The following is a 21,797-nucleotide window of genomic DNA, read 5'->3' on the forward strand; positions in this document are numbered from 1 at the left end:
ATCCTGATAAAACAGATGCCTTGTTCATCATAGAAGGATTCAGGTGAAATCCCCGGAACTTTTTACAGCCAAGTATAAATTAATTCGACAATTTCATCAATATTACTTTTCTGGACAGGAATAGGCGGAATAGAATCCAGAAATGCCTTTCCATACCTTGCAGTGATAATTCTCCGGTCAAATATCACGATGACTCCTCTATCCGAACTTGTTCTGATTAATCTCCCGACACCTTGTTTAAAGCGGATAACTGCTTCGGGCAATGAGTATTCGGAAAACGGATTTTTTCCTTCTTTTGCAATTTGCTCATTTTTCGCCTGTGACATCGGTTCATCTGGGGGTGAAAAAGGCAGTCTGACAATAACAAGGCAGGAAAGATCCTCACCCGGGATATCCACACCTTCCCAAAAGCTGCTTGTCCCTAAAAGAATGGCTTTATCAAATCTCTGAAAGTTCCTCGTAAGCCTTGATCGGCTTCCGCTTGTAACACCCTGGGCAATGAGAGCATAGTCCTCCAGGAAACGTGATTCCTTAATAAGCTCATAGGTTCTCCTTAACATCTCATGCGAAGTGAAAAGAATCAGCATTCTTCCTTTCGCTGCTTCCGCAATTGAAATTATATGCTCAGTAATAGATGCCACATACTCCTCGAGCGGTACTGCATTAACTTCAGGCAAATCATCAGAAACCACGAGCTTAACCTGCCTCTGATAATCAAAAGGAGATTGAATTTGCTTCAGAATGCATTGCTGTTCCTCAAGCCCTAGTTCCTTGAGAATAAAACTGAAAGAATTTTTTACAGATAAAGTAGCAGATGTAATGACCGCACTTTCCTTTTGGCTGAAGAATTGTTCATTAAGATATTCAGAAACCGATACAGGCTGTGCATAAACAGTTGTGGCATTTTGTGCAGATCGCGTATCCATCTCAATCCAAACAACAAATTCCGGGGACGGCAAGTGAAAGATATGGTTTAAGTCCTCATACATACCCCTCAGATCATCCAAAATGGAAGCCACTTCCTCCATTAATGCCTTTTCCTCAAAAGAAAGAGCTGATTCAATATTTGAAACTGCGCATACACGGCTGTCTAAGCCTTGGATCAATTCCTTTAGCATAAATCCAAAACGTTCGGCACTCGCTAATACAGCATTCGTCTCCTTGTTAGCAGCACTTTTAAATCGGACCGTAATTCGATTTACGCTTTTTTTTGCTTTTGTATATTTTTTAGCATAAATCGCTATAACTCTAAACAACTCATCCATTTCATGAATAATATCAGCTATTATTTGGTTGATTTCAAAAGAATTCATGCAATCATCAGGTGTCTCTGCTTTTTCTTCCACCAGCTTTTCAAGCTTATAATATAGCTGTTTCTGTTCAAATAATCCAATTTGTCCAAGCATCAGCCGAACTGATAGATAATCAAGCTTGTTGCCAAAATGTTTCCCTGAAGCCTTAACAAAATGATGCCCCTCATCGATAACCACATGGCTGAATTCAGGCAAAATAACATTCTCTGCTGTAAGATCCGTTAAAAGCAGTGAATGATTCGTAATAATAATATCTGCCTTTTGTGCATCCTTTCTTGCCCTCAGATAAAAATCTCTGGAAATCCACGACTTATCCTGCAAAAAAGCTGTTTCATCATTCTTTATCCTGCTCCAGTAAATCATCCCGCCGCTTGAGAGGTTCAATTCATCAATATCTCCTGTGTCAGTCTCCAGGAGCCAGACAAGAATCTGCATTTTGCTGAGGGTTGTATCATAATTATCTTCATCATCTCTTAACGTTTGAACAAACTTCGCAAGGCTGATATAGTGGCTTCTCCCCTTCAGCAATACAGCTTTAAGCGGGAACGACAGCATCTTTTGCAGCAAAGGAACATCCTTCGTCAGCAGCTGTTCCTGCAGCTGTGTTGTATATGTACTGATAAGGACAGTTCTTCCGCTTTCCTTTGCATACACAGCCGATGGAACAAGATATGCTAAAGATTTCCCAACACCAGTGCCTGCCTCTATTAATGCATGCTGTTTATTTTTGAACGCTCCATAAACCGAATCCATCATTATAAACTGGCCTTGCCTTTTTTCATAAGCAGGGAAAGCTTTAATGAACATTTCCTGTTTTTCCTCATCACTGTATGGAAAGCCCTGAAATTCGGAGCCTGGAGATTCCAGTGGTTTCATCTCTTTTTTCAAAGCAATCCCTCTGTGAACTTCAATTTCATCAGCTAAATACCCAATCTTACTTTCATTAACAACAATGAGCTCGTCCAATAATATATCAAGATCACTCTTTAAGCCTCCAGACAGCTTATGCAGCTGTTCTATGGTGTTTTGGGGAAGGTTCTTAAACTTGTTTAATAATATTAACAGGAGCTCAGCAGTCACAATCGCATCACTGTCTGCCTGATGGGGACGTTCATGATTAAGGCCTTCCCGGAGTGCAAGATCAGATAATTTAAAGCTATCTGCGGTCGGAAAAAGAATACGGGCCATCTCAACTGTATCAAGAACAGGACCGTAAAACCCATTATATCCTGCCTCAATTAATTCTTCCTGTAAAAAAGATAAATCAAATAAAACATTATGAGCCACAAAATAGGCACCCTCAAGCAAAGTCAAGACTTTAGGGGCAATTTCCGAAAAGAGCGGGGCATTCTCGACCATTTCATCTGACAATCCTGTCAGTTCTTCTATGAAAGGGGGGATGGATTGCTCCGGGTTTACAAGTGAGGAGTATTCCTCTGTGATTTTTCCGTTTTCAATCACCACAGCAGCGAATTGTATCATTTTATCGCCTTTTTTCGGGGCGTTCCCGGTTGTTTCCAAATCCACTACAACATATTTATTACCCATGGCTAACACCTCTATATTCAGTCATTCAAACGGTATCATAAAAACGGAAAAAGAAAAAGGCAAATAGCTTTACCCTTATTATTTTTCTTCCACCTGAACTATGCCGTTATTCACTGCTGATTATAAAAAAGAGCTGAATCTCCATAGGAGTTCAGCACTTTATAAAACTCTAATTATAAAACTGTACTTTCCGGCTCTGCATGTATCATGTCAGCGATCCGATTGGTGCTGTCCATTATCGCTACCTTTGGTTCATGATAAGGCACCTTTTCATCAGGAACGAGAGCATATGAAATGATAATGACAATATCCCCTTCCTGAACAAGGCGTGCAGCTGCACCATTCACGCAGATTACGCCGCTCCCTCTTTCACCGGGTATAATATAGGTTTCAAATCTTGCCCCATTGTTATTATTAACAATTTGAACTTTCTCATTGGGAGCCATTCCTACTGCTTCAATAATGTCCGTATCGATAGTGATGCTGCCAACATAATTAAGATTGGCTTCTGTTACTGTTGCACGATGGATCTTGCCATTCATCATGGTGCGAAACATGCTGCCTTCCTCCCTTAGCTTTCTTTTTTCACTGATATTATAGCGTTATCTATTAAACGGGCCTTTGAGAATTTAACGGCCATTGCGATGATGATTTTACCTTCCAGTCGGGAAAGCTGTTTAAGATGCGGATAGGATAGAATTTCAATATAATCTATTTCCCCGCTTGTATTTTTTTTAATGAATTCCCTCATGCGTGCGAGAATCCTTTGAGGATCATGCTCCCCTTCAGCTATAGCGGACTCCGCCACCTTAAGACTTTGATGGAGAGCTGTTGCCTGGTCGCGTTCTGCCGGAAGAAGATGTACGTTCCTTGAGCTCTTAGCCAGGCCATCTTCTTCCCGGACCGTCTGAACAGGGACAATTTCCACTGGAATATTGAAATCTCTTACTAGTCCATCAACAACGGCCACCTGCTGAGCATCCTTCATCCCAAAATATACTTTATCAGGCTGTACAATGTTAAAGAGCTTTATAAGGACCGTTGCAACACCATCGAAATGTCCCGGCCTGGATTTTCCGCATAAAACATCCGTTCGGTCCTGTACTTTGGCTGTTACAGATGGAGTCACAGGATACATTTCCTCTGCTGAAGGAAAGAAGATGTAGTCATTCCCATCTTTCTCTGCAAGGCTGCTGTCACGCTGAAAATCCCTGGGATATGTCGCTAGATCTTCTTTAGGGCCGAATTGAAGCGGATTGACAAAAATGCTTACCACTGTCACATCATTTTCTTTTCTGGCGGCACTTAATAAGGAAAGATGGCCTTCATGCAAATAACCCATAGTAGGGACGAAGCCGATTGTCTTTCCTTCCCTCTTAAGCTGTAAAGCAATACTTTGCATTTCTCTTATTTTGTTAATCGTTCTCATGCTTTTCCTCCATACAAGCTCTGCAGCTCTTCCTCTTTCATCTTGAAAGAATGGGAATCATCAGGAAATGATCCGTTCTTCACTTCTGCAGAATAAGCCGCAAGGCTATCGCCGATAATCGGGTTCAGGTTTTCATACTGTTTCACAAACTTGGGAACACGCTCTACACCGTATCCCAATACATCATGGTAAACAAGAACCTGTCCATCTGTATTCTTGCCGGCACCGATCCCAATGACAGGAATCGTCAATTCTTCAGTAATCTGCTTTGCCAGCTGTTTTGGAACACACTCGAGGACAAGAGCGAAAGCTCCAGCCCTCTCACATTCCCTGGCATCATCAATCAGCTTTCTGGCTGCTTCAGCGTTTTTCCCCTGGACTTTGTATCCGCCCAGGACCCCCACGGATTGTGGTGTCAGGCCCAGGTGGGCAACAACAGGAATGCCTGCTTTTGTTAACGCTCCGATATGTTGTGCGACTTCATCACCGCCTTCAAGCTTAACAGCATGTGCTCCTGTTTCCTGAATAAGCCTTGCTCCATTTATAAGTGTATCTTTTGCGGACAAATGATAGCTCATAAACGGCATATCAATCACAATGAATGTATTTTTTGCTCCTCGCTTGACAGCTTTTCCATGATGTATCATATCCTCCATTGTAACAGGAACGGTTGAATCATATCCCAGCACTACCATCCCAAGCGAGTCCCCCACAAGAATCATGTCCACATTGGCCATTTCGGCCTGTTTGGCAGCAGGGAAATCATAAGCGGTCAGCATGACAATTTTCTCTTCATTTTCCTTCATTTTTAGAAAATCAGTTGTTTGCTTCATTATTCGTCCTCCTTATGCAGGAAGAGGCAATAAAACTTCCAAATGAGTTAAAAAACAGAACATTAAAAAAATCCTTCTGAAGGCAGAAGGATTTTGCAATAGCTCATATATCAGTTCATCCCTCTGTCCCGGTCCATTTTTTGGATCTAGGCAGATATCTATTAATTTTATGATTCTTGCAAAAAGGTGCAGTTCTTTTAAGGATACTGCCCATAAAAAGTATATCAAAAAGGCAAAAGAATTGGCTATAAAAATTTTAGGCGTGCAAATTAGACTTCCAGCTCAATGTCCGCAGAATAGACGTGATGGACCTTTCCGCTGCTGTCTTCAATCATCAGGACTCCATCTTCTGTAATTCCAAGAGCCTTGCCATATATGCTGCCGGTAATAGTTCTTGCAGTAAGGTTCTTACCAATGCTGACAGCATAACTCTCCCATAAAAGCTTAATCGGATAGAAGCCTTTATCTAAATACAGTTTATAAAGGTCTTCCAGTTTGCCCAGCAATACTCTAATCAGCTCCGCTCTGGAAAGCTTTTCGCCTTTTTCAATGGATAAAGAAGTGGCAATGTCTTTAAGTTCATCTGGATAATCATCAAGCTCCTGGTTAACATTGATTCCAATGCCGATGATTATTGAAATAATGCGGTCTGCATCCGCCTGCAGTTCAGTCAGGATTCCCGTAACTTTTTTCCCGTTCATTAATATATCATTCGGCCATTTAATTTGCGGTGTTAAATCTGTCAGCTCTTCAATCGCCTGTACAACAGCCACTGCTGTAATGAGCGTAAGCTGCGGTGCTTTCGGAGGTGGAATGTTCGGCCTCAGGATAACACTCATCCATACGCCTGTTGATTTTGGGGAATGCCATCTCCTGTCCATTCTTCCCCTGCCTGACAGCTGTTCTTCCGCAATGACGACTGTTCCTTCCTGCGCACCTTCGTACGCAAGGCGGTGGGCAATCTTCTGTGTTGAGTCAACACTTTCTTCATGATGAATTTGACGGCCAAGTGTTTCAGTCTGCAGACCCAGCCTGATTTCATCAGGAGTAACCTTTTCAGGTGTTTTCGTAATCCGATATCCTTTTCTTCTGACCGCTTCCAGTTCAAAACCTTCTTTCCTCAGCTCTTCAATATGCTTCCATACAGCCGTTCTTGAACAGCCAATCAGGTCGGCTAAATACTGGCCAGAAAGGTATTCCTCCTTGCTTTTCGTAAAAGCATCAATCAATTTTTTCCTAATTTCTGATTGCAATTTATGAGCCACTCCCTTATGGATTCATTGCTATTATTCAATTCGCCGCGCAAGACAGCTTTCTCCGTTTTTTCAAGCTCCGCTTTGATCCAGGGGCCAGGAGGTTTGCCAAACCAATCCATCAGGTTATCTCCAGTAAGCTGAAGATCGCTTCTCTCTTTAATCGGCAGGGAATTATATTGACTCACCAGCATATCGGTTCCCGTGCTTGAGTCCTCATGCACGATTACGTTGCGAACCCGCTCGGCGTTTAGTGAAACGCACCCTGCCTGGTAAAGGGAATGGGAATCCCACTTGTTTTTGGCTCTATATCGAATCCATCTATTAATTGCCAATATCTTTTTTATTTTCTTTACAGGCAGTTTCCAGCTTTTAAAAAAGGCTTCAGCCTGCGACTCGCCCAAATCAAAGATGCATGCAAGAAAGGCCCACATTTCATCCACTGTCAGTTCAGCTGCATTATAATCTTCTGCCTGCATTAATTCCTTTTGGAAGCCAGACATATTTGGCAGATACTTAGACAATCCTGTTTCCCCAATGACCTTAAGAGCCTTCATCCGGCTGGTTCCTGCTAATAGCTTTTCGAATTCTGCCAGCTTTCTTTCCACTGCAATGTTTTCAAGTAAATGAGCCAAAGATGCCAAAGCATCATAAGTTTTTTTTTCAATTTCGAATGCAAGCTGACTAAAAAAGCGGACTGCCCTCATCATTCGAAGTGCATCTTCAGTAAATCTCTCAGCAGGCTGTCCAACGGTACATATCCTTTTTTCCTCTATAGCGCCCCTGCCGTTAAAGGGATCAATAAGCCGCCCTTCCTTATCCATGGCAATGGCGTTCATCGTAAAATCTCTTCTTTTCAAATCCTCTTCCAGAGATCTGATAAATTGAACCTCTGAAGGCCGCCTAAAATCCAGATATTCAGCCTCTGTCCTGAAAGTTGTAATTTCATAGGGTATTCCATTATATAGGACAACCACAGTGCCATGCTCAATGCCCACATCAAGTGTTCTTGAAAATATAGTTTTTACTTCCTCAGGGGCAGCGGAAGTGGCAATATCGACGTCCGCAATTTCTTTACCAAGGATATGATCCCTGACAGAACCTCCAACAAAATAGGCCTCATAGCCTGCCGCTTCTATATCCTCGAGCACAGGAACTGCCTTTAAAAAAGCTTCATTCATCCAAGGTCACCTTTTTCCAAAAGTTCATAATAAAACTCTTCATATTGAATGACAATCTGGCCGGCACTGAACCTGTCTTTTGCAAGTGAAATGGATTGGGAAGCAAACCTTTTAAGAAGGAGCTCATCCTTAAGCAGTTTAATTGCTTTTCGTGAGATATCAGTTATATCCCCCAGAGTACAAATATAACCAGTCTCACCGTCGCTGATTACTTCTGGAATTCCCCCGACATTAGTGCCGATGCATGGCACTCCGCATGCCATTGCCTCGAGAGCAACAAGTCCAAAGCTTTCCTTTTCGGATAATAAGAGCATTAAATCACTGATGCTGTATAGCTCCTCCAGATTATCCTGTTTTCCCAAAAACAAGACTTTATCTTTAAGCTGCAGATCATTCACCAGCCTGCATATAACGGTCATTTCCGGTCCGTCTCCTACTAATAGCAGCTTGGAAGGAACTTCTTCCATGATTTTTGCAAAAGCCTTAACAACATCAGGCACCCGCTTTACACCGCGGAAATTGGAAACATGGATGATAACCTTCTCATCCGCTTTTATGCCATATTCTTCTTTAAGATAAGCAGAATCGGTTTTCTTGTATATTCTTTCATCTATAAAGTTATAAACCGCTTTTATTGATTTATCAGGCTTGATCAGATCATAAGTTTGCGTAATGAGCGCATTGGATACCGCTGTAACGCCATCAGACTTTTCGATACCGAAACGGATCGCATCTGTCAGGGATGGATCATACCCGAGAACTGTAATATCTGTTCCATGAAGGGTCGTAACAATCTTAATATCCGTGCCGCTCATCTGCTTAGCCAGAATCGCACAAACTGCATGCGGAATTGCATAATGCACATGAAGAAGGTCAAGTCCTTCGCGTTTTATCACTTCTGCCATTTTACTTGCAAGCGCGATATCGTAAGGAGCATATTGGAACACAGAGTATTGATTTACATCTACCTGGTGATAAAAAATATTAGGGTACATCCTTTTCAGTCTAAAAGGGAGGCTTGAAGAAATAAAATGTATTTCATGGCCTTTTTCGGCCAGCATTTTACCCAGTTCTGTTGCCACAACACCTGATCCTCCCACCGTAGGATAGCAGGTGATACCTATTTTTAATTTTTTTCTCATAATTCTCCACCGAATATATCCATATTAACCACTAAGGGTTTATTCACTTTAAAACCCTCTGCATATTCCACCCCTGCCTGTTTTCCAAATAGGCTTTCCCTCGCTGCAACAGTCTCAATATAACCGTTGACAAGCGGTGTATCAAATGAACCAGGGCTTTTTGTAAATTGACTTCGATAAGACTCCAGTCCTGCAGCTTTTTTATCCATAAAAGCTGAGATATCGATAAGGAAGTCAGGCTTATGGAAACCATTTATCATGTAAAAGTGCAGGCTTTTCACCTTATGAGGAGCAAAATTGCCGCCTGTTACATACTTCCTGATTCCGGCCGAAAAGACGGCTTCTTCCACCAGACGGGCACAATGTCCATGGTCAGGATGCCTGTCCTCCATATAAGGCGCAAACACAAGAGCAGGCTTGTATTTACGGATCATTTCAGCAATCTTTTTTATGTACTCCTGGTTAAAATATAAACTCCTGTCCGGCAGATTAAGAGTCTCCCGGACACTAACCCCCAGAATTTCAGCTGCTTTTAGTGATTCCTCTTTACGGATTTCAACCGTCCCATTAGAAGAAAGCTCGGCCTGGGTCAAGTCGCATATTCCAATCTTTTTTCCAATCGAGGCAAATTTGGCAATTGTTCCGCCCATGCCGATTTCAACATCATCAGCATGCGCACCAAATGCCAGAATATCAAGATTATCCAGGTTCATTCATGTCACCTTTTTCACTTACAATATTCCTCCATGATAAATCATTGCGTTCCAGGCCTTTAATAATAATTTCAGCAGTTCCCATATTAGTCGCCAATGGGACGGCATATACATCACAGAGGCGCACCAAAGCTGAGACATCCGGCTCATGAGGCTGAACAGTCAGAGGATCTCTGAAGAAAAATACAACATCCATTTTATTGTTGGCAATTAAAGCACCAATTTCCTGGTCCCCGCCAAGTGGTCCAGACTGAAAACGATGAATGGAAAGGCCAGTTTCTTTCATGATACGTGACCCAGTTGTTCCAGTAGCATAAAGGGTATGTTCAGCAAGAATAGATTTATAGGCGATCGCAAATCTTACAATATCATCCTTTTTCTTATCATGGGCAATTAAGGCAATATTCATGTTGGCACCCCTTCCTAATCGATAATATTTTCGAGGCCGTAGACGAGAGTATCAATTTTTAAAACTGTATCAACAGCAAGCTTTACTCCAGACATAAAGGAAGCCCTGTTATAGGAGTCGTGACGGATGGTCAATGTTTGTCCTTCAGAACCGAACATAACCTGCTGATGGGCAATCAGGCCTGGCAAGCGTACAGAGTGTATATGCATGCCATCAAAATTTGCGCCTCTTGCACCAGGAATCGTTTCCTTCTCCTGTGAGTGCCCCTGCTCCTTTTTCGCTCTTACATCAGCAATCATTTCCGCTGTTTTCACTGCAGTCCCAGATGGAGCATCCAATTTCTGGTCATGGTGCAGCTCTATAATTTCCACATCGTTAAAATATCTTCCTGCCAATTGTGAGAATTTCATCATTAATACAGCACCAAGTGCAAAGTTTGGGGCGATAATGCAGCCGATTCCTTTTTCCTGGCAAAGTTCTTCAAGCTCTTTCAGATTTTCCTGCGAAAAGCCTGTTGTTCCAACAACTGGCCTTACACCATACTCCAGGGCAGTTTTTGTGTGGAACATTCCTACTTCCGGAGTGGTCAAATCGATAAGCACATCCGGTTTTAGTTCCTGAAAGCATAGAGCAAGATCTGTGTATACCGGAATTTGGCCAAACTGTGAGAATCCTTCAAAATCGCCAAGATAACCCCCGCCATTTTTATGGTCGATTACAGCAGCTATTTCATAGTTTTCTGTACGATTAACCAGCTGGACTGCTTCGCTTCCCATTCGCCCCCGCGGTCCCGCTATAACAACTTTAACTTTATCCATTGTCCTCTCTCCTTCTATTCTTCAATTCTTGTCCATCTGTCTTTATCCCGTGTGCTGAATTTTTTCATGACACGATCGTGCGCTTCTTCCAAGTCAATATTTAAGGAATTAGCAAAGCATATTAGAACAAAGAGCATATCTCCAAGCTCTTCTTCGATAGCCTTTTCTTCTTCGGTGGATTTTTTGGGTTTTTCACCATAGTGATGGTTCACTTCCCTGGATAGTTCCCCAAGTTCTTCTGTCATTCTTGCCAGCATGGCCAATGGACTGAAATAACCTTCTTTAAATTGGCTTATGTATGAGTCTACTTCTGTTTGCATATCTTTGATTGTTTTTGCTGTTTGCATTTATTTCACCTCTGCTTTTAATAGGTGTATCTATATACGGAGTTTATCACTTTTCATGTTAAGCTAAAGATCGGCTATTTTACAAATATTTTTTATCATCGCGCTTAATTGATTCCCCTGTGCCTTCTTGTCCGGAAAGGTCATTGCTCTTATATTCTGTATCTTATATAATTAGATACGCTTTGGTATTGTGATATTCAGGCAGTGGAGGGATAATATGCTTTTTGGGTTAAAGTTTAAGAATATTTTTTTCATTTTGCTTGGTGCGGCCATTTTTTCGTGGGGCCTTGTTCATTTTAATATGCAGAATAATTTGGCTGAAGGCGGATTCACCGGGATAACGCTGCTCTTATATTTCCTGTTCAAATGGGACCCTTCTTATACAAACTTGCTGCTAAATATCCCCCTATTCTTTATAGGGTGGAAACTTCTTGGCAGGAATGTTTTTGTTTACACGATCATCGGAACGGTCGGTGTGTCCATTTTCTTATGGATTTTTCAGCGATACCAGATCGAAATGCCTTTAAAAGAGGATTTAACTCTTGCTTCTCTATTCGCCGGAGTCTTTATCGGGATTGGACTTGGGACCATTTTCAGGTATGGGGGCACAACAGGCGGAGTGGATATAATTGCGCGGCTTACCCATAAGTACGCAGGGGTCAGCATGGGAAAAACGATGTTCATTTTTGACTTTTTTGTTATAGCACTTTCTTTAATTACATATTTGGATTATAGGGAAGCAATGTATACTCTTGTCGCTGTTTTTATCGGTGCCAAAGTAATTGATTTTATGCAAGAGGGCGCCTATGCAGCAAGGGGAGCGATGATTATTTCAGAACAAAATGATGCCATTGCCGATAAAATCATGAAAGAAATGGACCGGGGTGTCACTGTGTTAAAAGGCCACGGCTCCTTCACCAAGAAAGAGCGGGAAGTGCTCTATTGTGTAGTTGGCCGTAATGAAATTGTGCGTTTGAAAAATGTCATTACAGCTGTTGATCCGCATGCATTTGTTTCGGTTACAGCTGTCCATGACGTACTGGGGGAAGGCTTTACTTTGGATGAAAATAAAAAGCCGGTTGAACGCTAAAAATAGTTCCAGGAGATGTTATAATGGGCATCTCTTTTTTTGGCAAAAAAAAAGCCAGCTAGCCGGCTTTTTTACTGTCTAGCTCCAGGCACCTTCCGTTTTTCTTACTCTGATCTTGTCATACCTGTGTAAATAAGGATTAAGCGCAGCAATTCCAGCACTGCAACAGCTGCTGCCGCCACATATGTCAATGCAGCTGCATTCAATACTTTTTTTGTTTCTCTTTCTTCATCGTTTCTGATAATTCCGAGGGACACTACCTGATCCATCGCACGATTAGAAGCATTGAACTCCACTGGAAGAGTGATTACCTGGAATATCACTGCAGCTGCCATAAAGATAATTCCCAGCAGCACCATTCCGCTCAACCCTGCAAAAAAACCGATCATGATCAGAATCCAGGAGAAGTTTGAACCAAGATTCGCAACAGGCACCAGCGCATGGCGAAAACGCAGAAAAGCATAATCCTGATTATCCTGGATTGCATGGCCAACCTCATGAGCCGCAATAGCTGCAGCCGCCACTGAATGGCCGTGATAATTTGCTGCTGATAGCCTGACAGTCTTAGAACGCGGATCATAATGGTCTGTTAAATGTCCCCTGGTTTCCTCCACGCCAACGTTATATAAGCCATTTTCATCCAGAATTCTTCTGGCTACTTCAGCACCTCTCATTTGCGTGGATGAAGGAACTTTTGAATATTTGCTGTAAGCTCCCTTTACTTTCATTTGCGCCCAGAGCGGAACAAGAATAATTATTGCAAAATAAATGAGATATCCTCCCATTTTATTACCTCCCATCAAGCTGATCATGTTGAATTTTAACGGCTGGCTTTCATATCTCCAGCATACGATTCCTTCTAACTATCTTTTTCCCCTTTCCCTTTATTGCAAAACGGAAAAGACGCTCAATTATTCTTTTTGTTCAAAGATAAGAGTGTAGAAATTTTTGAATTTCGAGGCCTGTCTAGCTCCAGCACCTACCCCCTCGAGGTCACAAGCCGATCCCCCCAAAAAGGCAAAGAACGCCTTTCCGTGAGGCTCGTCTTGTGCTTGTCGGGGGTGAGCAAGGTGCTTCCGCTTTTCTTATTAAGATCTGTTTTTTTGTCTTGCCCTGTCTCCCTTATATTTTCTCCAGCCTACGTAAGATAATGTAATGATGATAATGCTCCCTGTTGAAATGATCACCCACCAAAGGGATGGATCTGTTTCATCTTCTGTCATTTCATCAAAGATTGTCTGCAGATCATTTTCCAATGCAGCGAGTTCCTGCTGACTTGCCTGCTGGGAAAGCACCTGCGGCCGATAGTGATCGATAAAATTAATGCGGGCGTTCAGTTTTTGTACTTTTTCTGCATCAACATCAATTTTTAAACTGGGATAAATAACCTCATATAAAGACAAAAAGGAATTCAAATGTGAATGAAAGTTCTCGTTATTTCCGCTGTATGCGGCTTCCTTAACTTCTCCAAATACCGTCATAATCGGCTTCTCCATTTCGGTCCATAAAGGCTGATATTTTGAGGAGATTGCATCCATTACAAGGCGGAATTTTGTTGCATGGTTCAGCCTTTCTTCATGGCTCATTGATGTATTGACAGCAGCTTGTACAGCATCATCATGAGAGACGGTAATAATCCGCAGTTCGTCCATTGTAAATGGCCTTTCCTTGCCATTCACAGCAACAAATTGCTCGGAAAAATACTCCAATAGCTTCTTGGCATCCTCATACCTATGGAGCTTAACCATCTGTAAGGCTTCATTAGATAATTGGTCTAATTTATCTATTTGTGTTGTCTTATCTGCAGACACCATTCCAGGCAATAACATAATAATGAATAAGAATGCGATTACTTTTCGCCTCATTAAACTTGTCCCCCCTCAAATTACTATTAGATAAATATGAAAAGAGGGACAAGGTTAGACCAGAAATTATTTACCTTAGCAAGGTTATTTCTTTCAAATACAAGGACCCAAAACACTCAATGGTTTGGATCAAGTTATTTGGAGTACTATTTCACTATATCCAGACTGAACCGATTCTTTCTTAAGGCGAAGTAATAAGCGGTTCCTAATGAAAAAATACTGAGCCAAAATGTAAAATAGCCGATTTGCGGTGTGTAAAGATCTAAAATAGGATAGCGCGGCAGCATGAAAAAGACGTAATCAATTACATCATTATGAAGAGTCCAGATTCCTGTTAAAACAAGATGCCATACTTTAAAACGGTAGAAAGGTGCATACAGAACACCCTGAACTGCCATTGCACCATGCGAGAAGATCAGCATGAGAGCAACAGGATCCAATTCACCTGTCACCTGAAAAACGAGCAAATTCATAACCACTGCCCATATTCCGTATTTAATAAGGGTCACAATAGCTAATGCTTCAAACAGCGGCCAATTTTTGCCCAATAGAAAGGCGATTAGCACAAACATAAAAAACAGGCTCGCTGTAGGACTGTCCGGTACGAAAAGCAAGAAAATTGGCGGTGTATCGACAAGCTGCCACTTATACCATATATATCCATAAATTGTGCCTGCCGTGTTAATGATCAGAAGCAGTATCAGCATAGCTCTGCTGCCTAATAAAGGATAGATCCATTTCATATTTTGTTCTCCTTCTCTATGTACACGATTATTTCATTATTTTACCACACCAAATGCCTGTAAAAAAAACCGAACAATTTATGTGCATAAAAAAGAAGCTGGCAATGCCAGCTTCTTTACAAATTATTTGCTTTCAAGGCCAGAAATAAACTCAGCAAGCTTTTGAAGTTCTTCATCAGTGCCTTTGAACATTCCGGCAGGCATGGCGCCTTTACCGTTTTTAGCAATGTCAGCAACTTCTTCAGGTGTTAACCCAGTGTCAACAAGTGCAGGTGAACCTGCTCCACCCTGAAGATCTCCTCCGTGGCAGGAAATACAGCCGTTCGCTTCAAAAATCTTGTAGCCTTCGTCCTCTTTATCAAACTCTACTTCAGCCACAATCTTACCTTGCTGTGCTGCTGCTTCCCAATCATGATGTGCAACCGACTCCCAAGTCAGGAAAGTGATGCCGGCTAGAGCCAATAACATGAAGCCAGTTGCTAAAGGACGCTTGGACGGACGGCGTTCAGGTCCGCGGTCTATGAATGGTGCAAGCAGCAAAGCTCCGAATGCAAGACCTGGAATAATGAAAGCACCGATTGCATTATAAGGTCCAGAAGCATAGCTGTATTTCAGAAGCTGGTACAAGAACAGGAAGTACCAGTCTGGCAGCGGGATATAAGCTGTATCACTAGGATCAGCAATTTTTTCTAATGGCGGCTCATGCGCAATTGTCAAGCATAGGAAACCGATAAGGAATACAGCCCCTACCATCCATTCCTTTAATAGGAAGTTTGGCCAGAATGCTTCTGTTTTTCCTGGATATTCCGAATAGTCTTTCGGGATATTCGGTTTGCGTTCTGCAGGAACACGAGAGTCACCTACGAATTTCATACCTTTACCACGATGCATTGGGCGATTTCCCCTCCTTTTGCAATGATCAAAAAATTATTTCTTACAACGGTCCTGAAATACCCTGTTTACGAATCATAATAAAGTGGGCAGCCATTAACCCGAATAGTGCAGCCGGTAAGAAGAATACATGGATGGCAAAGAATCGGGTGATAGTCTGAGCGCCGACAATATCAGAATGTCCGGCAATAAGTATTTTCAGATATTCTCCAATCAGCGGAGTTGATTCTACGATCTGGATTGTTACTTTTGTAGCGAAAAGGGCTTTCATATCCCAAGGCAATAAGTAACCTGTGAGTCCAAGTGCAAGCATAATGAAGAATATAAGCACTCCGACAACCCAGTTTAATTCACGGGGCTTCTTATAAGCTCCCTGGAAGAAAACACGTAACGTATGTAGGAACATCATTACGATTACCAAACTTGCCCCCCAGTGGTGCATTCCGCGGACAATTTGTCCAAATGCAACATGGTTCTGAAGATAATACACGGATTCCCAGGCATTTTTAATATCCGGAACATAATACATTGTCAGGAACATACCGGATAAAATTTGAATTACAGTTACAAAGAACGTCAGACCGCCAAAACAGTAAACGAATGCAGAGAAATGATGTGCAGGGTTTACATGTTCAGGAACTTCGTGGTCGGCAATATCCCGCCAAATCGGCGTAATATCTAAACGTTCATCTACCCAATCATAAATTTTGTTTAACAATTATTACGCCTCCTTTCGCGGTTCAGCCTTGCCTAAATACAAAAAGCCGTCTTTTTCTGTGTAAGGAAATACATCTAGCGCTGCAACCGGCGGTGTACCTGGAACGTTTGTCCCATCCTTTGTATAAAGGCCGCCATGGCAAGGGCAGTAGAAATGATCAGGGTTTGATTTGTCAGTATTCCAGTCAACTACGCACCCTAAATGCTTACATACTGGAGACAATGCTACAATTTCACCTTTTTCATCCTTATAAACCCAAGCAGTGCCGGTAACTTCGGATGTGTACCAAGCATCCTGCTGTTCAAATGTGTAATCAATCCTTGTTGGCGTTTCAGTAATTTCAGCCACTTTTTGCTTTGTTGGGATAAAATCACTCTCACCAGCTGCCTGCAATACAGGATCGACCGCAAAACGGACCATCGGCATCAGCATGCCAGCTGCCATGAAACCGCCTACACCAGTAAGTGTATAGTTTAGGAATTGACGTCTAGAAACTCGATTTTTGCTCATACTTTTCCCCCCTCTATTATGAAGTTAAGTCCAACGGACAAAATTCAACACAATATAAAACTAGGACATAACAATGATATATCAATCTTTATGTAAGGTCAATATAATCCTTTGGCGAAACATGTAAATAGAGCGACTTAACATTCGCACTATTCACCATTTTGCCACTTTTGCACGAATAAATTCAACAGCTGCTTCACCTGGTCATCCAGAATGGAATTTCGATAGTTTTCATCCATATGCTCAAGAGGCAGGGATGGCAGCCAAATCAAACCTCCTTCCAAGCGGTCTTCAAGTGATTTCCACATGCTGTCTGAAGTTAGAAGGAATATGTGATTAAACCCCTGTGCCTTCAATTCTGCTTCCCATTTGCCCAAGCCGCTGAGCAGGCTGTCTTCCCCTGCTGATTTCAGATAGGCATAGCCAGGAAGCATGATCAGGCGGCCTCTGAATTGCCGTTCAAGCTGCACACTTAGAAGCGATATAAATTCTGTCATGGCTACAGACTGTTTGATATCATCGCCAAATGATACTGGAAGGAGCGGCAGAACTGCAGTGTCTACATATTGCTTTTCTTTAAGGAACATTTCGATATCCTGTGATACCCATTTCATATCATTCACTCCATTACATATTTTTGCCTCCCTTAATATATCATTAATGATTAGAGTGCTTCAAATCAGATTACGCTATAAGGGCGCTGACAAAATAAGAGCCCTGCTTTTATAAAAGCAAGGCTTAGGTTGTTTCTATTCTATTCAGCTGCTGAGTCAAAATGTTAAAAGCTTTTTTATCCTGCTTATCCAATGCTTCATCAATCAGCTCAAGGAGTTTTTCTCTTCTGAACTTCTCCAGGCTTTCTGTCAGGAACCTTTCCGCGATCAGCCGGTCCTTTTCATTAATCTGGAGTGTTTTTGGCATAAAGGGGTTTTCCTCCATAACCGCTGCATACTGATGTGCCTTGTTGGAAGCATGGAAATTAAGCTGAATGTAAATCTCTTCATCCCTGTTTAAGCGGATATCATGGAAGGACTTCTCCGCGTCTGTGGTCATTACATTCTCTTTATAAAAACGGAAAGGAACTTCATCCACACAATGGGTGGACATGATCAGGCCTCTTGGACAATACTGTGCCTGCTCCACAAAATGCACTTTCTCCATAAGCTGGTCATGGCTCATCAAATAATTGAGAATCCATACGCATTCTCTTCTTTTGAGCTGATAATGGTTTAAAAACCAGCGGATAAAATCTTTCTTCTCGTTGACAGATACAGGGGTCGCCATTTTTGATTCCCTCCTCTGCTTACAGACAAATTTGGCCTAACTGAAATTACAATAAGGGCACCATTCGCTTATAAAAGCAGCTTCCTCATTTAAGCAAGAAAATCATCTGTGAGTCTTTCCAGAACATCGAGATACTCTTCATTGCCTGGCTCCAGTTTGATTAGTGTATTAAAAATTTCGGCAGCCTCTTCCCTTTTTCCTTCCTCTGCTAAAAAATATCCGTAATCTGAAAGAAAATCAGGCTGCTGTTTAAAGAAAGTATATGCAAGCTGATATTTGTTTAATGCCTCTGAATATTCTTCAGTATGCTGAAAGGCAACAGCTGAATCCCATATAAGCTGCGGCTCTTCAAGCTCGTTCAAAATATCAGTGATCTCGATTACATCTTCATATCTTTCCTGCTGGAGAAGCAGTTTATTTATATAAATGGCTGCCTGGACATATTCAGGATCCAGTGCAAGAGCCTGCCTGAACATATCTTCAGCTTCTTTTTCATTGCCATTTTTCAGGGCGAGCTTACCGCCATAGAAGAATAGTTCTTTATTAAAATCGTCCTGTTTTAAGCCTTCCTTTACCGCTTCAAGACCTTTTCCAGCCTCTTCCTCCCGCTCGTATGCCTGGGCAAGGTATAAATACAGTGAATGATACTCGGGGTCCAGTTCCTTCAGTTCTGTCAATTTTTCAATTGCTGTACGGTTAAAGCCAGCTTGCAGCGCTGTAAAAGCATAGCTGAAAAGGGTATTAATCTCCAGTTTATCATCAAGCGCTTTTTCGTAATATGGAAGGGCTTCTTCAAATGCCCCTCCTGCGCTGAGAATATCCCCCATTCTCTGATTTACATTTATGCCTGCAATGACTTCCTCTTTCCCGAGAACATTTTCGTAAATCCGCTTTGCTTCCAGGAACCTTCCCTGCTCTGCATAAAGTTCCCCCAAAGCAAAATCTACAATTACTTCATCAGGCAATATTTCTTTTGCTTTCAGCAGTTTTTGTTCGCTGACCTCGAATAGACCATCCATTTGATAAAGGTCTGCTAATAGGAGAAGCGACTGCGGAAAGCTTGGATCATGCTCATTTATTCTTTCAAGGACGAGGATGGCTTCCTCTTCATTTCCCAGATCAATATGTGTTTCAGCTAACAGAACGAGCAGTTCCCCTTCTTCCGGATATGCTTCCAGAAGACGTTCATATAATGCTTTTGATTCCTCAAGGAATCCATACTGGAACAGTTCTTCTGCCAGCAGGAACCTTTCTTCATGTGAACCATCCAGCAGTATTTGCTGATAGCTCTCCAATGCTTCTTCGTGATGACCGTTTTCTAAAAGAGTAATGATTTTATTTACTTTATCCATACTAAATTCCTTTCGAATGCTAATCGGCTATTTTAAAGTAAGCTGGTGTACTGATTTTAACATGCTCGCCGGACCCTGAACGAAAAATCACTTCCTGTCCGGCTCGTATCACTTTTCCCTTCAGTACAGAGACAGCAAGTTTATCTCTATGATAATGAAACAGCTGTGATTCTTCAACGGTAAGACCTTCTCCAGGTTTTTCGTATAAATTATAGCTGACTTCACTACCCTGGTGGATATTTCCTTTTAACGGGTAAATTCCTGCTTTGGATAGGACTGACCGGGATAGCGGTTCGTGTTCGTTCAGCTCATTTGGCATAGAAGGAATTTTCTGCTCCTGCATCAGTTTTTTCCATAATGTATTAATTCTGCTTTTCTCCTTTTCGTTCCTGCGTGCAAAGATAGGGGCAAGCGGGCAATTATAAGGAAACATGGCTTCACGCAGCCAACCCCATGGAACAGCTTCAAGCTCCTTTGCATCCTGTATTTCAACAAAAACAACAGGAATCCTTTCCCTCTTGCATTTTCTTATAAAAGAAGGTGTGAGGAGACGGACAGGAATCTTAACACCAATAATATAATCGATTGGGCTGCTTAACAAACTTGCCTTAAAGCATTTTAGATCACTCTTCATGGAATATTCATGTTTTACAGGTGCGGCTGTTAGGAAGGCTGTACAGCCTTTTAAAATGAACTCCCTTATATAATACTCTTTGAGTTCTGAAAAAGGCATTTCCAGCGGTATAGATGTATCCAGAACCACAAATCCTGCAGCCATAATAAACGCATCGGCATCCATTCTGGCAAACTGAAACCTTTTCATTTCTGCCTGCATCAGTGAAATCTCATTATTCTTGATCAGCAGTGATGTTTTTATCAGCTTGTCTTCCTTTAAAATATTTGCATTCTCAATAATATAAGTCATAAAACCACCCTCTAAAACGGTCTTATGACAAGCTATGAATTTTTTACATAAATATGACTGATTAAATAGAAAAAGAGCTGCAGGAAAACAGCTCTTTTTTACGATTATGAAATAAGGCTTTCAAAATGCTCGAAAAACGACGGATAGGATACAGAAATAGCCTCTTTCTTATGAAGCTGAACTTCCCCCTTTGAAATGGCAGCGGCAACCGAAAGCATCATGCCGATTCGATGGTCCCCATGGCTTGAAACAGTTCCTCCTGAAAGGGATGATCTCCCTCTGATCAACATTCCATCTTCCGTAGCAGTAATATCGGCACCAAGCTTTGACAGTTCATTGACAACCGTGTCAATGCGATTCGTTTCCTTGACTTTAAGTTCTTCTGCATCCTTGATTACTGTTTCTCCTTCTGCCTGTGTTGCGAGCAGGGCAATAATAGGAATTTCATCGATAAGCCGGGGAATGAGCGCCCCTTCGATAACGGTTCCTTTAAGGTGGGATGTTCTAATGGTAATATCTCCTGCAGGCTCGGCTGATCCATTTTCATATGGCTCAATGCTTATATCTGCACCCATCTGCTGCAAAACTTCAATGATGCCGGTCCTTGTAGGATTCAGCCCTACGTTTTTCAATTTAATCTCACTATTAGGCACAATGGCTCCTGCAGCCAGAAAGAAGGCAGCAGAAGATATATCGCCAGGAACATGAATTTCCGTCCCTGTTAGTGTTTGTCCGCCTTTAATCCGAATGGTATGCCCATCCGCAGCAGCTTCCCCGCCAAATTGCTTAATCATTCTCTCGGTATGATCACGCGTCTTCATGGGTTCAATAATGACTGTTTCCCCGCTGGCCTGCAGACCGGCAAAGAGCAGCGATGATTTTACCTGTGCACTCGCAACAGGAAGCTCATACGTTACCCCTGTCAGCGGTCCTCCAATTACTGATAAAGGAGTAAATTCTCCATTTTTCCTGCCATTAATCTTCGCTCCAAATAAACTTAGTGGCACGGTAACTCTTGTCATTGGCCTTTTTGCTATTGATTCATCCCCGACAAGGACCGAATGGAACGGACGGCCAGCCAGGATTCCCATCATAAGGCGAATGGTCGTACCGGAATTGCCAACATCCAAAATATCTTCGGGTTCCTGTAATCCATCCATCCCCTGCCCCATAATGGTGACTTTATTGCCTTCCTGTTCAATAGATACTCCCAGCTTTCGAAAGCATGCTATCGTGCTTAAACAGTCCTCACCAAGCAGGAAATTGGTTACAACAGTCTTTCCCTGTGCAATTGATCCAAACATTACAGATCGATGAGATATGGATTTATCACCTGGTACCGCAATTTCTCCGCTTAATCCTTTAAGATTTGTTCTCAAATTTGCCGGAATCATATTAATCACCCTTTGCTGGTTTATAAAGGTCTTTCCTCC

The 21,797-nt window shown here is 42.0% G+C and carries 23 protein-coding genes; 1 reads left to right on the plus strand and 22 read right to left on the minus strand.

Annotation, left to right across the window (positions count from 1 at the left end):
• Positions 1–62: 62 nt before the first annotated feature.
• From dinG to IRB79_RS20660, 11 genes are all read right to left on the minus strand, one after another.
• The gene (dinG, locus tag IRB79_RS20610) at positions 63–2,861 is read right to left on the minus strand and encodes an ATP-dependent DNA helicase DinG (protein ID WP_243504572.1); all 2,799 of its coding nucleotides are present in this window, start codon (positions 2,859–2,861) and stop codon (positions 63–65) included.
• 173 nt (positions 2,862–3,034) lie between these two features.
• On the minus strand, positions 3,035–3,418 hold the full coding sequence (panD, locus tag IRB79_RS20615) for an aspartate 1-decarboxylase (RefSeq protein WP_243504573.1): 384 nt from the start codon (positions 3,416–3,418) through the stop codon (positions 3,035–3,037).
• Positions 3,419–3,432: 14 nt separating this feature from the next.
• Entirely contained in the window at positions 3,433–4,290 is an 858-nt protein-coding gene (panC, locus tag IRB79_RS20620) for a pantoate--beta-alanine ligase (protein ID WP_243504575.1), read from the minus strand.
• Positions 4,287–5,123 (minus strand): 3-methyl-2-oxobutanoate hydroxymethyltransferase, encoded by an 837-nt coding sequence (gene panB / locus IRB79_RS20625; RefSeq protein ID WP_243504577.1) that lies wholly within the window; start codon positions 5,121–5,123, stop codon positions 4,287–4,289. The genes panC and panB overlap by 4 nt, the downstream gene beginning before the upstream one ends.
• 269 nt (positions 5,124–5,392) lie before the next feature.
• Positions 5,393–6,376 carry a biotin--[acetyl-CoA-carboxylase] ligase gene (locus tag IRB79_RS20630; protein WP_243504580.1) on the minus strand — a complete coding sequence of 328 codons (984 nt, stop codon included), beginning with the start codon at positions 6,374–6,376 and terminating at the stop codon, positions 5,393–5,395.
• A complete protein-coding gene (locus IRB79_RS20635; protein WP_243504582.1) occupies positions 6,349–7,557 on the minus strand; it encodes a CCA tRNA nucleotidyltransferase in 1,209 nt (402 codons plus the stop codon). Before IRB79_RS20635 ends, IRB79_RS20630 begins: the two co-directional genes overlap by 28 nt.
• Positions 7,554–8,699 carry an N-acetyl-alpha-D-glucosaminyl L-malate synthase BshA gene (gene bshA, locus IRB79_RS20640; protein ID WP_243504583.1) on the minus strand — a complete coding sequence of 382 codons (1,146 nt, stop codon included), beginning with the start codon at positions 8,697–8,699 and terminating at the stop codon, positions 7,554–7,556. Before bshA ends, IRB79_RS20635 begins: the two co-directional genes overlap by 4 nt.
• Entirely contained in the window at positions 8,696–9,412 is a 717-nt protein-coding gene (bshB1, locus tag IRB79_RS20645; protein ID WP_243504585.1) for a bacillithiol biosynthesis deacetylase BshB1, read from the minus strand. Before bshB1 ends, bshA begins: the two co-directional genes overlap by 4 nt.
• Positions 9,399–9,821 (minus strand): methylglyoxal synthase, encoded by a 423-nt coding sequence (gene mgsA, locus IRB79_RS20650; protein ID WP_009332725.1) that lies wholly within the window; start codon positions 9,819–9,821, stop codon positions 9,399–9,401. The genes bshB1 and mgsA overlap by 14 nt, the downstream gene beginning before the upstream one ends.
• 14 nt (positions 9,822–9,835) lie before the next feature.
• Positions 9,836–10,639 carry a 4-hydroxy-tetrahydrodipicolinate reductase gene (dapB, locus tag IRB79_RS20655; RefSeq protein WP_243504587.1) on the minus strand — a complete coding sequence of 268 codons (804 nt, stop codon included), beginning with the start codon at positions 10,637–10,639 and terminating at the stop codon, positions 9,836–9,838.
• Positions 10,640–10,653: 14 nt separating this feature from the next.
• Positions 10,654–10,986: a nucleotide pyrophosphohydrolase gene (locus tag IRB79_RS20660; RefSeq protein WP_243504589.1), complete on the minus strand. Its 333-nt coding sequence runs from the start codon at positions 10,984–10,986 to the stop codon at positions 10,654–10,656.
• A gap of 217 nt (positions 10,987–11,203) precedes the next feature.
• On the opposite strand from IRB79_RS20660, the gene IRB79_RS20665 reads away from it, so the two are divergent.
• Positions 11,204–12,076 (plus strand): YitT family protein, encoded by an 873-nt coding sequence (locus tag IRB79_RS20665; protein ID WP_221878189.1) that lies wholly within the window; start codon positions 11,204–11,206, stop codon positions 12,074–12,076.
• 104 nt (positions 12,077–12,180) lie between these two features.
• Here IRB79_RS20665 and IRB79_RS20670 read toward each other — a convergent pair whose 3' ends face one another.
• The 11 genes from IRB79_RS20670 to aroA form a co-directional block, all read right to left on the minus strand.
• Complete coding sequence (locus IRB79_RS20670; RefSeq protein ID WP_243504591.1) at positions 12,181–12,861, minus strand: zinc metallopeptidase; 681 nt, start codon at positions 12,859–12,861, stop codon at positions 12,181–12,183.
• A gap of 303 nt (positions 12,862–13,164) precedes the next feature.
• Positions 13,165–13,941: a sporulation protein YpjB gene (gene ypjB / locus IRB79_RS20675; protein WP_243504593.1), complete on the minus strand. Its 777-nt coding sequence runs from the start codon at positions 13,939–13,941 to the stop codon at positions 13,165–13,167.
• Positions 13,942–14,087: 146 nt separating this feature from the next.
• The gene (locus tag IRB79_RS20680; protein WP_243504595.1) at positions 14,088–14,684 is read right to left on the minus strand and encodes a lipoprotein heptaprenylglyceryl N-acetyltransferase LhaT; all 597 of its coding nucleotides are present in this window, start codon (positions 14,682–14,684) and stop codon (positions 14,088–14,090) included.
• 123 nt (positions 14,685–14,807) lie between these two features.
• A complete protein-coding gene (locus IRB79_RS20685) occupies positions 14,808–15,575 on the minus strand; it encodes a menaquinol-cytochrome c reductase cytochrome b/c subunit (RefSeq protein ID WP_243504597.1) in 768 nt (255 codons plus the stop codon).
• Positions 15,576–15,618: 43 nt separating this feature from the next.
• Positions 15,619–16,293, minus strand: a complete 675-nt coding sequence (gene qcrB / locus IRB79_RS20690) for a menaquinol-cytochrome c reductase cytochrome b subunit (RefSeq protein ID WP_035330156.1) — start codon at positions 16,291–16,293, stop codon at positions 15,619–15,621.
• A gap of 3 nt (positions 16,294–16,296) precedes the next feature.
• Positions 16,297–16,803: a Rieske (2Fe-2S) protein gene (locus tag IRB79_RS20695; protein ID WP_243504599.1), complete on the minus strand. Its 507-nt coding sequence runs from the start codon at positions 16,801–16,803 to the stop codon at positions 16,297–16,299.
• 149 nt (positions 16,804–16,952) lie between these two features.
• Complete coding sequence (locus IRB79_RS20700; RefSeq protein WP_243504601.1) at positions 16,953–17,417, minus strand: YpiF family protein; 465 nt, start codon at positions 17,415–17,417, stop codon at positions 16,953–16,955.
• Between the two features lie 124 nt (positions 17,418–17,541).
• The gene (locus tag IRB79_RS20705) at positions 17,542–18,087 is read right to left on the minus strand and encodes a ReoY family proteolytic degradation factor (protein WP_243504603.1); all 546 of its coding nucleotides are present in this window, start codon (positions 18,085–18,087) and stop codon (positions 17,542–17,544) included.
• Positions 18,088–18,176: 89 nt separating this feature from the next.
• Complete coding sequence (locus IRB79_RS20710) at positions 18,177–19,439, minus strand: tetratricopeptide repeat protein (protein ID WP_243504604.1); 1,263 nt, start codon at positions 19,437–19,439, stop codon at positions 18,177–18,179.
• A 19-nt stretch (positions 19,440–19,458) separates the two neighbouring features.
• Positions 19,459–20,364 carry a hypothetical protein gene (locus IRB79_RS20715; protein ID WP_243504606.1) on the minus strand — a complete coding sequence of 302 codons (906 nt, stop codon included), beginning with the start codon at positions 20,362–20,364 and terminating at the stop codon, positions 19,459–19,461.
• Positions 20,365–20,468: 104 nt separating this feature from the next.
• Positions 20,469–21,758, minus strand: coding sequence for a 3-phosphoshikimate 1-carboxyvinyltransferase (gene aroA, locus IRB79_RS20720; protein WP_243504608.1), 1,290 nt, complete (start codon positions 21,756–21,758; stop codon positions 20,469–20,471).
• Positions 21,759–21,797 lie beyond the last annotated feature (39 nt).

Origin of the sequence: Cytobacillus oceanisediminis, assembly GCF_022811925.1 — a bacterium.
GTDB lineage: Bacteria > Bacillota > Bacilli > Bacillales > Cytobacillaceae > Cytobacillus > Cytobacillus oceanisediminis_D.